The 13,488-nt window shown below is 32.0% G+C and carries 14 protein-coding genes; 9 read left to right on the forward strand and 5 right to left on the reverse strand.

Annotated features, from left to right (window positions below):
• Window positions 1-34: 34 nt before the first annotated feature.
• The 7 genes from GKR88_21095 (at window position 35) to GKR88_21125 (ending at window position 5,103) form a co-directional block, all read left to right on the forward strand.
• Window positions 35-979 carry a tyrosine-type recombinase/integrase gene (locus GKR88_21095; protein QMU66537.1) on the forward strand — a complete coding sequence of 315 codons (945 nt, stop codon included), beginning with the start codon at window positions 35-37 and terminating at the stop codon, window positions 977-979.
• Window positions 966-1,853: a tyrosine-type recombinase/integrase gene (locus tag GKR88_21100; protein QMU66538.1), complete on the forward strand. Its 888-nt coding sequence runs from the start codon at window positions 966-968 to the stop codon at window positions 1,851-1,853. The genes GKR88_21095 and GKR88_21100 overlap by 14 nt, the downstream gene beginning before the upstream one ends.
• 28 nt (window positions 1,854-1,881) lie before the next feature.
• Window positions 1,882-2,124: a hypothetical protein gene (locus GKR88_21105; GenBank protein ID QMU66539.1), complete on the forward strand. Its 243-nt coding sequence runs from the start codon at window positions 1,882-1,884 to the stop codon at window positions 2,122-2,124.
• On the forward strand, window positions 2,100-2,444 hold the full coding sequence (locus GKR88_21110) for a hypothetical protein (protein QMU66540.1): 345 nt from the start codon (window positions 2,100-2,102) through the stop codon (window positions 2,442-2,444). The genes GKR88_21105 and GKR88_21110 overlap by 25 nt, the downstream gene beginning before the upstream one ends.
• A gap of 86 nt (window positions 2,445-2,530) precedes the next feature.
• A complete protein-coding gene (locus GKR88_21115; GenBank protein ID QMU66541.1) occupies window positions 2,531-2,929 on the forward strand; it encodes a hypothetical protein in 399 nt (132 codons plus the stop codon).
• 298 nt (window positions 2,930-3,227) lie between these two features.
• The gene (locus tag GKR88_21120; GenBank protein QMU66542.1) at window positions 3,228-4,418 is read left to right on the forward strand and encodes a hypothetical protein; all 1,191 of its coding nucleotides are present in this window, start codon (window positions 3,228-3,230) and stop codon (window positions 4,416-4,418) included.
• A gap of 16 nt (window positions 4,419-4,434) precedes the next feature.
• Window positions 4,435-5,103: a hypothetical protein gene (locus GKR88_21125; protein QMU66543.1), complete on the forward strand. Its 669-nt coding sequence runs from the start codon at window positions 4,435-4,437 to the stop codon at window positions 5,101-5,103.
• Between the two features lie 495 nt (window positions 5,104-5,598).
• Here the strand turns inward: GKR88_21125 and GKR88_21130 are convergent, their stop codons facing one another.
• Window positions 5,599-6,594 carry a transposase gene (locus tag GKR88_21130; protein ID QMU66544.1) on the reverse strand — a complete coding sequence of 332 codons (996 nt, stop codon included), beginning with the start codon at window positions 6,592-6,594 and terminating at the stop codon, window positions 5,599-5,601.
• 459 nt (window positions 6,595-7,053) lie between these two features.
• Here GKR88_21130 and GKR88_21135 point away from each other — a divergent pair, with 459 nt between their 5' ends.
• On the forward strand, window positions 7,054-7,389 hold the full coding sequence (locus GKR88_21135) for a hypothetical protein (GenBank protein QMU66545.1): 336 nt from the start codon (window positions 7,054-7,056) through the stop codon (window positions 7,387-7,389).
• 1,414 nt (window positions 7,390-8,803) lie between these two features.
• On the forward strand, window positions 8,804-9,799 hold the full coding sequence (locus tag GKR88_21140; GenBank protein ID QMU66546.1) for a transposase: 996 nt from the start codon (window positions 8,804-8,806) through the stop codon (window positions 9,797-9,799).
• Window positions 9,800-9,817: 18 nt separating this feature from the next.
• On the opposite strand, the gene GKR88_21145 is transcribed toward GKR88_21140, so the two are convergent.
• The 4 genes from GKR88_21145 to GKR88_21160 form a co-directional block, all read right to left on the reverse strand.
• Entirely contained in the window at window positions 9,818-10,435 is a 618-nt protein-coding gene (locus tag GKR88_21145; protein ID QMU66547.1) for a hypothetical protein, read from the reverse strand.
• Window positions 10,416-11,456 (reverse strand): hypothetical protein, encoded by a 1,041-nt coding sequence (locus GKR88_21150; GenBank protein ID QMU66548.1) that lies wholly within the window; start codon window positions 11,454-11,456, stop codon window positions 10,416-10,418. Before GKR88_21150 ends, GKR88_21145 begins: the two co-directional genes overlap by 20 nt.
• A gap of 236 nt (window positions 11,457-11,692) precedes the next feature.
• Window positions 11,693-11,947 carry a hypothetical protein gene (locus GKR88_21155; protein QMU66549.1) on the reverse strand — a complete coding sequence of 85 codons (255 nt, stop codon included), beginning with the start codon at window positions 11,945-11,947 and terminating at the stop codon, window positions 11,693-11,695.
• Window positions 11,944-12,654: a hypothetical protein gene (locus GKR88_21160; GenBank protein ID QMU66550.1), complete on the reverse strand. Its 711-nt coding sequence runs from the start codon at window positions 12,652-12,654 to the stop codon at window positions 11,944-11,946. Before GKR88_21160 ends, GKR88_21155 begins: the two co-directional genes overlap by 4 nt.
• Window positions 12,655-13,488: the final 834 nt, after the last annotated feature.

A 13,488-nucleotide genomic window follows, 5' to 3' on the forward strand; every position in this document is an offset into this window, starting at 1 on the left:
ACACATACCGAGTAAAAAATAAAAAACGATAAGAATGAAAAAATTAATACTACAAAACGAACCTTATAAAATCTTTGTGAAGAACTTTAAAGAATGGTTAGACATCTTAGGTTATGCAGAAAGTACAGTGTATAGTTTACCCTTACATCTTCAGGAGTTTTTTTATTATTTAGAGCAAAGTAGTATTAAAAGTATCAATGATATTAGTACAAAGACAGTCAAAGAATATTATAGTTATTTACAAGAAAGGCCCAATCAAACAAGAAATGGAAGTTTAAGTAAAAGTTACTTAAACAAACACCAACAAGCTCTTAAGAAATTTAGAGAATATTTAAAACAACACAACTACAAAGACTTCAATATACATTTAAAAACAGAAGAGAATCCAACAGAAGAACGAATCAATATACTTACACAATTAGAAATTAAAGAACTCTTTAAAGCAACAGAGTATAGTCATAATTATGAGCATTATAGATTAAGAGATAAAGCCATCTTAGTAATCTTTTACAGTTGTGGATTACGCAGGACGGAGGCCGTCAGCCTAGATATAAAAGATATATTCTTTGATAAAGAGCGCATACACGTTAGAAAAGGAAAGAATTACAAGGAACGGGTAATACCCGTCAATAGATACAATTTACAAATCCTAGAAGACTATGTCTTTGAATCACGACCACAATTTACTCGCACTGAGCGAAGTCGAAGTGAAGAAGCACTATTTATTAGTAAACAAGGCAAGAGAATGGGCGGAATGAGTTTATCAAACCGATTGCAGAAAATTATACAAGCAAGTAATAACAAGGAGATTGTAGAAAAAAAAATTACACTACATACATTAAGGCATAGCATTGCAACACACTTATTACAACAACAAGTAAAGTTAGAGTCTATCAAAACCTTTTTAGGCCACAGTAGCTTGGAATCTACACAACTGTACACTCATTTATTAAAAACAATAGAAGATGATAGGGTATAAAGAATATTTAAAGAAAGAGAATTATAGAACAACAACAATAGATAGTTATACAAACGAGGTAAAGAAATTTAATTCTTGGTGCAAGAGAAATCATACAACTCCAGAGCAAATAGATTACAAAACTTGTATGAAATATATTAAACACTTACAAAGAAAGAATACTAATAAAAAGACGGTAAATCATAAACTTGGAATCATAAAGAGCTATCTAAACTATTTAATAGCTGTCGCCTTGCGGCCAGATAACCCGATAGAAACTACCACCATTAAAGGCATCAAAAGAACAGTCAATTACAACATCTTAGAATCTGATGAATTGGAAGATTTATATTATAGTTATCAAAGCGACAATGTCGCAGATAAGTACCACAGACTGTGTGCAAAGAGGAATAAAGTAATCGTTGGTTTACTAGTCTATCAAGGATTAAATACAACAGAACTCATACAATTAGAACTCGAAGATTTACAACTTTATAAAGGCAAAGTTTATATAAAAAGTGGAGCAAGAAGTAACTCAAGAACATTAGAATTAAAACCCTGGCAAGTCATAGAATTTTTAGAATATATAAAAGAAGTTAGAGAAGAAATTATAGATAGAAAACAACTACAAACTGATAGAATCTTTATTCCAAGTAACAAACGCTTGGGAAATACAATCCAGTTTATTTTAAAGAAGTTAAAAAAGATAAATCATAAAGTAAATAGTTCCAATCAAATAAGAGCAAGTGTAATTACAAACTGGTTAAAACAATATAATTTAAGAGAAGTTCAAGTGATGGCAGGGCATCGTTATATATCTTCTACAGAACGTTATGTACAAAACGATTTAGAATCTTTACATGAAATTGTAAATAACTTCCATCCAATACAATAAAATCTTAAATTTGTGTAAAATGAAAGTCATGAACATTGAAACCACAAAGCTAGAATTGATGCAGATGTTATTACAAACTCAAAAGGAGAGTGTTTTAGCAAAAATCAAGAGTATTTTTGAACAAGAATCGAGTACTTTTTATTCCACTAAAATATCTGATTTACAACAAAGGGCAGAAGAATCTTTAAAATCCATAGAAAGTGGAGAAACAAGACCGATCGAGGAATTTAAAAATCAACTGGACAATTGGAAGAACAATCAAGCTATTTAGTAGAGATTACATCAAAGGCAGAACAGTACTACTGGAGCTTATTGGTTCACTTATATGAAAATCACTCTATTGAAAGTGCCAATAAGAAATCTGATGAGATTATAGCGTTAGCAATGTCTTTAAATGTTAATCCTCAAAGAGGAAGTTTAGAAGAAGATTTAGCCCATTTTAACAAAGAATTTAGATCGCTGATTTATCGTATTACCAAACGCAAAACAGTCAAGATTATTTACTTGATTGACGAATTAACAAACAAGGTGTATGTAACTGACTTTTTTGCAACACTGATGAACCCCGATAGAAAGAAGAAAAGAAGTTAATTTAAAGGGTTGTAAGGTGTTCGCTACGCCCCTCTGTGCAGCACTTTTTTTTGGCCAAAAAAAAATACATCGGCTTACAGCCGTTTTTGTCCAAAAAAAAGCTGCTGCCTCCCTGCTTCTGCTCCGCTCACTCGCAGCTCCTCTGTATTTTTGCTGACGGCTCCTATGGGTCGCCTACAAAAATCCACCGCTGCTTATCGGGCGCAGCCGCTGGTGCCAAAGCCTACTGCGCATTTTTTTTTAATCGATTTATTATTTTTATAATAAGGAGAAAAAAAATGCTTGTGGCGCGTCCACGCTGCTCACTTAATCGTTCGCAGACAATGTGTCCACGTCGGCTTTGGCGCTGCGCTTTCGCTGCGCTGGTTTTGCGTACAACGCAGAACACTCAATCGGCGTTGGCCTCTACAAACAGTGCGGTACCAATCAAAAAAGGAAAATACATAGTAGGCTATCATCCTACAAAAAGTTTACCGTTTTTTTAGTTAAATCCTAAAATGAGTTTACAGTTTTTAAAATCAGTACGGAAATCATTTTAGATATCAGAAGCTAAAGAACTTACAACAAACTATGTAGTTCCCCTGCTGAACGCGCTATCGCTTGTCTCATTTTAAAAAGCTGACGATTTATCTCCCTGGCTTCGGCCCCACTATAAATCCTCATCTTTTTAAAACGGAAGTTCCCCCCAATACTCAGTACTCAATACTCACTACCAATTACCGATAACAAATCCACCAATGAACCAACAGGTATCCGGAATTTTTTTATATATTAGCATCAGCTATGACAGCAACCGAAATAACATATCAAAATTTTTTCTTCTCAGGGGAGATACCGTGCCAGAAAAAGGCAACCGGAGAAAAAAAATGCGTAAGCGCACTACAGTTCTTTAATCAGCCGGAAGGGTATGTAAAAAACGAGGATGGCAAGTTCGGATATGTGTATCAATACAAAGACCACTTAGGTAATGTACGACTATCATACACAGATACCGATGATTCGGGGGATATATCTCAAGATGAGATTGTAGAGGAGAGCTCGTATTATCCATTCGGATTACGCCATCGTGGATATAATAATGTGGTAAGCTCTAATGGTAATTCTGTAGCAAATAAATATGGTTTTGGCGGAAAAGAATTGAATGAAGAGCTTGGATTGGAATGGCATGATTTTGGTGCTAGAAATTATGATGCTTCTTTAGGGCGTTGGATGAACTTAGACCCTCTTGCAGAAGGAATGAGAAGGTTTAGTCCTTATAATTACGCTTGGGACAATCCAATTATTTTCACAGATCCTGATGGGATGTGGGGTAAATATTATGCAGAAGACGGTACTTATTTGGGTGATGATGGAATTGATGATAATAAAGTATACCAAACAACAGTAACGGCATATGAAAATCATGTTGATGGAGAGGCTGTAATGAAATTCGGCGGTTCAGATTTTGAAAGCCTAAAAAGTGATACGGATACACATTTTCTTGGAAAAACAAATGAATTTGGATTAATTCAATTAACAGGAATGGGGAATGAAAATATAGCTAATTATGGAAGTGAAGATAAATATTCATACACCGATAAGAAAGGTAATACAGTAGCAAAAGGTAAACATGGAGACGATTGGGTAACCCCAGAAGTAGGTGCTGCTTTTAATGCTGCGGTTAACGAATTGAATGAAGATTCTAGTACTAGTATTACAGTAAAAGTTAATGATGGAAGTGCCTTTAACCCAGCTAAAAATCTAGGACATTCCACTCATTTTACTGGAGAGTCAATTGATATGCCATTTTTGAAGACAAATGGAACTCATAGTAACAATATTTCTAACTTATCAAAAGCAGATAAAAGCCTTAATGGTAAGTTTGTAAAGATTCTTAAAGGAAAAGGTTTTACGAAAAATTATTCTGATAAGGGATCAATCCCAAACACAAAACATTCAAAAGGTCATAAAGATCATTTACACGTAGGGCAATGATTAAAATAGATGAAAGATGAAAAATAAAATTAGCATTATATTTTTAATAATAGCAGTTTCTTGTTTTGCAAAAGATAAAGGTAAAGGTTTACTATATATTATCAAGAATGAAAAGAAAGTAGAAATAAAGATATACGAAAGAAGTAATTCAAATAGTAAAATGTTAGCTGTATTTACTTATGAAAACAAAGGAAATGGAGAAATTGTATATGAAATAAATTCTGAAAGGTTAGTAGAAGAAAATCTTATAGAGTTTGAATATGAAGAACAAGGAATCCCATTGTGTAGAAAATATAAAAATTGGTTAAAAGTTATTTATGGATTTGAGAAAAATGGGAAAAAGTTAGTCGGCTGGATTAAATATGAAAAACAAAAGATAAATTATTTTTTTTGGTCTGAGCATCTAAAATCAAAGTTATTATTCTTTGAATCTTCCGACAAGATTAATCTATATGATGCAATTAATGGCAATGAAGTATCATTTAAATTAGAACCATCTCCTTATTTAAAATATGATTATATTATGAAGCCACTAGAAACGAAAGGGAAGTGGATGAAAGTAGAATTAACTACGCCTAATGATAATTGTGACATTCCTAATCATAAAAGAAAAGGAGTTTTTTGGATAAGATATTTAGATGATAAGTTTAGCCCTAAAGTATGGTATTTTACAAGAGGGTGTTGAAAAGATAGTTTCCTAAATTAACACTTAAGAAAATAATTTTAATTAAATATTGAAAATAAGTAAACCTGCTGCTGCAGGTCAGGTAAATAACAAAAGATACCGTTCTGTAAAATCTGAGCGGTATTTTTTATTTTTGAGTTATGGATAATTTAGAAAACCTAATAACCACAGGCATGGCACACACTATTAAAACCACGACAAAAAGGTTCCAACATTGGAACTTTCCAATAATGACAAGGGTTTTAAGGAAATGACATAAGTTGAAAATTTATAAAGACATAGGAATATTTAATAGTGGATATTTCTATGTTCTTTCATGACTATAAAGTGAATTTTATATAATCGTAACCAGAGTTATCTAGGAAATGAGTTTATTTGAAGTATTTTAAGAATTACACCCTATAGGAATTACACAAGCATTAAATTCTTGATTGGTTCGTACCCCTGTATTCTATGATAAAAACAAGTAAAAGTTGAGATATTATTTTTACTAATTTATGCAGCAAATTTAAAAGTATCTACATAGGGTGTTTGTCGTTTGACAACGGCAAACACTCTTGCTATTAATTTGTTTCTAATAATGTTAACGGTACTCATTTTACTTTTGCCTTGTTTTATTCTTTTATGATAGTATAATTTCATTTCTGGGTTATGTTGTATAGCAGAAATAGCGCACATATTAATAATTGCTTTCAATTTTTTATTAGCCAAATGAGAGACTTTTGTACGTCCTTTAATACTAGTTCCAGATTGGTAAGGAAAAGGAGCAACACCACAATAAGAGGCAAACTTTCTCCAGTTTTCAAATTTTGAAAAATTGTCAGTAAACACAATCATCATTATAGCAGTTTGCATTCCTATACCTTTAACACTAGTAACAAGTTTATAGGTTTCTTTTAACATTATATTTTGGTCAATAATAGCTTGCATTTGAGTATTAATCTTGTGTATTTGTTTGGTTAGTTCTGCAATCATTTTTTGTTGAACGTCAAAGATTATTTTATACTCTTTTGCTTTATAAATTCTTTTTTGTTCTTTCAAAGTAACTTTAAAACCAGCTCTTTGTTTGTTAAGTTTTGTCCTTAAAGATAAGAGACTTTTTAGTTGTAATATACTTCTTTTAGGTAGCTTACTGGGTTTAAGTTCTTCTTTTAATCGATACCCATATAGAGCAATGCGTTTGGCATCAATTTGGTCATCCTTTCCACGAGCAATACCAATAGATCTTTTAATTTCTAAACCAGAAGCTATGAAAAAAGATAATTTTTGTTCAGTTAAAGACACAGATAATAAATGAGAGTACATTCCTGTATGTTCAAATACAAACATGGTTTCTTCTTTAGAGAAAGACGAATTTTTAAAACTCCACTTTAGCATTAATTTAAATCCAGATTTACTGTTCTCAAACTGTTGAACAATTTGTTTAGAATAGATACAAACATCAATTAATAATTTACTGACATCGATTCCGATAATTTCATTTGTTTTCATAATTTTGTAATTAGATATTAATAATAGTTACTTAAACTAAGACCTTTAATAAGGGCAGAAACTGAAATTCTATATGGTTCTAAGTAACTTTTAAAAAGAACGGAGACTAATACGGGGGATGGCTCTAAAAAGCTAGCTGGCCGCTAAAGTTCACTCCGTTCTTTTGTGTTTTTGGTTATCAACAAAATAAGAGTTATTAACAAAGAAAAAAAGAAGCAAAAAAAGAAATTTCATCATAACTATTATGTTTTTATTTTAAGTAATTATTTCTATTTGCTAATCTAAAGGCTCGTCCTAGTATGTCACGCAACCGCTACCGCTAGCATTTGCTAGTGGCGTTTGTGAGTAAAACAACGAAAAAAACTATTTTAAGAAATTAAGATATTTTTTTCGTTGTTTTTAGCAAATTACAGTTTACAAAAACGCTTGCAATACCTGTTCTAAAGCGGTTATTTTATTTTGGTTTTAAAACCTGCTCCGTTCACACCCCAAAATTTACCGAAAACAAAAAAGTTATTAACATTCCTTTTTTTCTTCTCTACCCCTTTATACGCCTATCTTTCTTCCGTTTTTTCTTTGTTTTTGTTTTCCGCCCCATTCCGCCCTCATTTCAGGGGTTTTTGTGGGGGCGAAAAACACAGAAAAACGAAACCAAAAACAGCTCAAAACCAAAGCAAAAAAGAGAAGAAAAAGTACAAAAAAGAACAGAAACAAAACCCTAAATCTGAGAGCCGAAAAACGGCTAAAAAAGAGCAAAAAACAGGCTTAAAATTGCTTTTAAAAATCAAATACTAAATTGACAAAAAAGTGAACAAATAAGAACCGCCTAAAACTTGTATTGAGTTTGCCAAAATATCAAAAATAGTTTGTTTAAAAACTAAAAAAATGGGTTGAAAACCCAAAAAAAAAGCCCCACCGCCTTTGGCGGAAAAAAAGCCCAAAAAAATACTCCGATTTTCGGAGCATAAAAATCAATTTTGCTAATAAATTGACAAAAATCAGCTTATAAAATGGGTTGCAGAACCACAACCAACCAACACCGACAAAATGGCGTAATTGTTAATAACTCAAAGTCAAAAAACAGTCAATATTTAGAGAGAAATGAGAAGTAAAACGCCTAAAACCAAAAAATAATTCAGCCTTAAAATAAGAACAAAAATTTAGGTCATAAAATCTTAAATTAGGCGCAAGATTTGTCAAAATAATTGCGGAAAATCGCAAAAAAAACCTGTGTCGGCTCACTAAAAAAGTTCAAAAATTGCCCTGCAAAGCAGTGTAAAAGAAGAAGAAAAAACAAAAAAAATGTTTGTGGTTGATTACCACAAAAAGCCCCACCGCAAAGCGGTAAAAAAAGCCCAAAAAAACAGTTTGTCTTTGGCGTGATGAAGCCGAATAATCGGCTCAAAAAAATAACAAATAAATGACTGTTTCAGTCAAAAAAAAGCCCTTTTGCCTTACGGCAATAAAAAAATGAAATTTAAGATAAAAAACGTTTTAAAAGACCAAAAACGAAACGAAAAAAAGCCCAAGAAAAACCACCACCAAAAAAACCTAAAAACCCAAACGAAAAACACAAAAAAGCCCCACAAAAACCCCTGAAATGAGGACGGAATGGGGCGGAAAACAAAAACAAAGAAAAAACGGAAGAAAGATAGGCGTATAAAGGGGTAGAGAAGAAAAAAAGGAATGTTAATAACTTTTTTGTTTTCGGTAAATTTTGGGGTGTGAACGGAGCAGGTTTTAAAACCAAAATAAAATAACCGCTTTAGAACAGGTATTGCAAGCGTTTTTGTAAACTGTAATTTGCTAAAAACAACGAAAAAAATATCTTAATTTCTTAAACTCCTTTTTTTCGTTGTTTTACTCACAAACGCCACTAGCAAATGCTAGCGGTAGCGGTTGCGTGACATACTAGGACGAGCCTTTAGATTAGCAAATAGAAATAATTACTTAAAATAAAAACATAATAGTTATGATGAAATTTCTTTTTTTGCTTCTTTTTTTCTTTGTTAATAACTCTTATTTTGTTGATAACCAAAAACACAAAAGAACGGAGTGAACTTTAGCGGCCAGCTAGCTTTTTAGAGCCATCCCCCGTATTAGTCTCCGTTCTTTTTAAAAGTTACTTAGAACCATATAGAATTTCAGTTTCTGCCCTTATTAAAGGTCTTAGTTTAAGTAACTATTATTAATATCTAATTACAAAATTATGAAAACAAATGAAATTATCGGAATCGATGTCAGTAAATTATTAATTGATGTTTGTATCTATTCTAAACAAATTGTTCAACAGTTTGAGAACAGTAAATCTGGATTTAAATTAATGCTAAAGTGGAGTTTTAAAAATTCGTCTTTCTCTAAAGAAGAAACCATGTTTGTATTTGAACATACAGGAATGTACTCTCATTTATTATCTGTGTCTTTAACTGAACAAAAATTATCTTTTTTCATAGCTTCTGGTTTAGAAATTAAAAGATCTATTGGTATTGCTCGTGGAAAGGATGACCAAATTGATGCCAAACGCATTGCTCTATATGGGTATCGATTAAAAGAAGAACTTAAACCCAGTAAGCTACCTAAAAGAAGTATATTACAACTAAAAAGTCTCTTATCTTTAAGGACAAAACTTAACAAACAAAGAGCTGGTTTTAAAGTTACTTTGAAAGAACAAAAAAGAATTTATAAAGCAAAAGAGTATAAAATAATCTTTGACGTTCAACAAAAAATGATTGCAGAACTAACCAAACAAATACACAAGATTAATACTCAAATGCAAGCTATTATTGACCAAAATATAATGTTAAAAGAAACCTATAAACTTGTTACTAGTGTTAAAGGTATAGGAATGCAAACTGCTATAATGATGATTGTGTTTACTGACAATTTTTCAAAATTTGAAAACTGGAGAAAGTTTGCCTCTTATTGTGGTGTTGCTCCTTTTCCTTACCAATCTGGAACTAGTATTAAAGGACGTACAAAAGTCTCTCATTTGGCTAATAAAAAATTGAAAGCAATTATTAATATGTGCGCTATTTCTGCTATACAACATAACCCAGAAATGAAATTATACTATCATAAAAGAATAAAACAAGGCAAAAGTAAAATGAGTACCGTTAACATTATTAGAAACAAATTAATAGCAAGAGTGTTTGCCGTTGTCAAACGACAAACACCCTATGTAGATACTTTTAAATTTGCTGCATAAATTAGTAAAAATAATATCTCAACTTTTACTTGTTTTTATCATAGAATACAGGGGTTTCTTTTGTAACTCTTCAATTTCAGATTTATCTATCGTATTACCTTCTAAGCCTAAAGTTTTTAAATTCTTCATTTTATATAACGATTTTGGTAGACTAGATAAATAACATTCATTTAGATTCAATATTTCTATATACTCATTGTTTAAGTTATCTAAATTAAGACTAGTGTTATTCGATAAATCAAGGACTTTAAGGTTGTTTAGTTTGTTAATATCACTTGTTAAATATTTGATGTTATTCATTACTAAATATAGCTCCTTAAGCTTCGATAGATTCTTAATTCCATCGGGCAACTTATCTATATTTAAACAACCTTCATTGCGTGTATCACATTGTGAACCTGTAAAAGATAATATTTCTAAATTCGATAAGTCATACACCTCTAAAGGAAAAGATTTGTATCTGTTTTCATTTTTTACTTTAAGAATAACAACTTCTTTCTTTTTTTCTAATGCAGTGCCTAAGTCATTCAGTTCTAACTTTTCTTGACTTTTACAAGAGTTCGTAAATAAAACTGTAATAATAGATAATACAAGTATAGAATAATAGTTCACTGTTTTAATTTTTAATTGTTCCATTTGTATTATAAATATTATTTGTTGCTGTACCAACATTCACCTTACCGTTTGATTGTAGAGTTTTAGTATCAATATTAAGCTTAGTAACGTCAGAGGCTAAAACTTTTCTTCTATAAGGACTCATAGTTTTACTTCCAGCTGGCTGACCTCCGTAACCATATTTATCAGAAACAGGTGTTCCTCTTGGTGACATTATACCAGGAACTCCTTTATCAATACTAACGTCGTGTCTACCACCATCTGCTTCTCCCTTTTCAAACCATCCAAGTCCGTGTCCAAATTCGTGTGCATCTGTCGAACCATTTTTCATTTCAGATGCTATGAATAATCCACTATTACCCGGTGTATCAAAAAATGAAGATTTAAAACTTAAATCAGTACCGTCTGTCACTCTAACAAAATTATTTTCAGCATTATTTCCATTGTCTTCTGCGAGTTTAGTAGCTTCTTTTTCTGTTACGTGTTCTCCACTAATAGAAAACTTAACAGAATAACTTTTACCATCTATATCTATTGTTCCGCCTGCGTCGTTCCACATTTTTTGGATATTTGATGCTGTAGAGCTTGCAAATTTATCGCTTGATTGGTCTCCATAAAAATATATTTTAGCAGAGACTTCTACATATTCATTACCATCTTCATCTTTTTTAATGGCTGCAATTCCAGACCTACCATCAGGGTCAATAAAGTTAAGAGGGTTATTGTTTACATAATTGTAAGGTGTGTTATTATAATAATGTTCAGCAAGTGGGTCAACATTCATCCACCTACCTAAAGCAGCATCATAATTTCGAGCACCATAATCTAACCAATTTAAACCTAATTCGTTTTGCTCCTCTTTACCATTGTATGTGTATGGATGTTCAGTACCATTCACAACATTATTGTACCCTTTGTGCTGTAACCCAAAGAGGAAATAACTACGTGCTTTTAAAACACTTTTTTTTGAGGTTAGTACTTTTTTAGAACTAATTAATTTTGGTTCAGTACTTTGATGATATGTTAATTTTAAACAGCCCAAATTTTTTAAAACCTTTTTGTAAAAAGAATTGTTTCAAAACTACAAAAAAAATATCGTAAGAGAAAAAAAAGGAAACGACCAAAAAAACCGCTTTAAAAAGACCAAAAACAAACTAAAAAAACATCTGAAAAAAGCCCCACCGCAAAGCGGTAAAAAAACCCAATCGCCTTTGGCGGAAAAGCCACAAAAAAACACGCCGTTAGGCGTGTTAAAAGCAATATATAAGCAAAGTGAAGCTAATGATTAAATTCTTCGTTTAAACGGTAGGTTTTCATTCCCCAGTGGTCTGTTCCTATGCAAATCACAGCTTTGTATTGTATCAGCCGATGCAGTACCTTATTGATTAGTTTTTTGCTATGTACGGTATCATAAGCAACCTGCTCGGAAGTAAAATAATCTTGGTCGTAAAAATCCAGTAACTCGCCGTAAAGTTCCCAAATGATTTGACGGTTCTTAAAATCGTTAAAAGTATCTTGGCACAGTGTTTTCATTTTACATCGGTTTTTACTATTTGATAGCGATAATGAACTCCTATTTTACGGCAACGTTTTATTTTGTGTTCGCCTTTAAATTGGTTTAAAAACTGGTTTACAGTACTGCGGTCTATGATTGTTTTGGCAAAAAGTTCTTTCGTTTCAAAAGGTTCAGTAGGAAAATATTTGAGTATTAATATCCATACCTGCTCCTTTTGGTTTATGCGTTTCTTTTTGGGTCTAGCATCCTGTAATTTAAAGAGTTTAAAAGCGGTTAAAAAATCTTCATCATCGGTTTGTAAAACATCGTTTATCAGTTCAGCTCGGTTGGTACTTCGTATCAAAGCAAAGGTTTTAACCCAATCTAAAAACAACAAAGCGTGTTTTTTGTGATAGGTGCTAAAAATTGCGTTTACGTAGTCCGTATTGTGAAACACTACTTTGGTGTTTTCCAGTTCCTCAAACAAAAGCGGAACGGTCTGTAAAAAATCATTTTCTACTACTTTACGCAATTTAAAAACGGCTTTTTCTGTGATTTTTGTAAAATCAAAATTAGCTTCACGTATGCGTGTGTGCGTGTGAGGATTTTGGTTTTGCTGTCCTCCTACTGTTAATCCCTTGTAATTACTAGGTTTTTCAGTAGGAAATGGGCTTTTGGCTAACTGACCGACCGAAAGTGAAAAAGGGAGGGCATTTTGCGGAGTTTCTAGCTTTACATTTTTCATAAAAAAAGGGTTTTAAAAGATTAAAATTAGGCACTAAATAAGGCAAAAAAGCAAAGCGAAAAAGAAAGAGATATGCACAGAAAAAAAAAGACGACAAGCCCTATTCCGTCCTCATTTCAGGGGTTTTTGTGGGGGATTTTTTGTGTTTTTCGTTTGGGTTTTTAGGTTTTTTTGTTGGTGGTTTTTCTTTGACTTTTTTTCGTTTCGTTTTTGGTCTTTTTAAAGCGTTTTTTACGTTAAATTTCATTTTTTTAATGCCCATAGGCAAAAGGACTTTTTTTGACTGGAATAGTCATTTATTTACCAATTTTTAAGCCGATTATTCGGCTTCATCACGCCAAAGTCGAACTCTTTTTTTTGGCTTTTTGTGGTGAGCCACCACAGGCATTTTTTTTGGGTTTTTTTCTTTTCTTTTTTTGCTCTGTTTTGCAGGACAATTTTTGGACTTTTTTAGTGAGCCGACACAGGGAGTTTTTGACAATTATTTGTTTAAATTTTTAAACCTCATTTTTTTTACTCTGCTTTTGTGATTTGACTGCTCTTTTAATTTTGGGCGTTTATTTGCTCTACTTCTTCTAAATATTGACTGTCTTTAGGCTTTTACTTACTAGCAATTACACCATTTTATTGATGCTGATTGCTTGTGGTTCTGCGACTCGTTTTGTAAATTTATTTTTGCCGATTTATTGGCTAAATTGACTTTTATACTCCGAAAATAGGAGTATTTTTTTTTGCTTTTTTTTACCGCTTTGCGGTGGGGCTTTTTTCTTTTTTTTGCTCTGCTTCGCAGTGCAATTTTTTGAACTTTTTTTAGGGTTTTTAACCCAATTTATT

The organism is Flavobacteriaceae bacterium (genome assembly GCA_014075215.1).
In the GTDB taxonomy this organism is placed as follows: Bacteria; Bacteroidota; Bacteroidia; order Flavobacteriales; family Flavobacteriaceae; genus Polaribacter.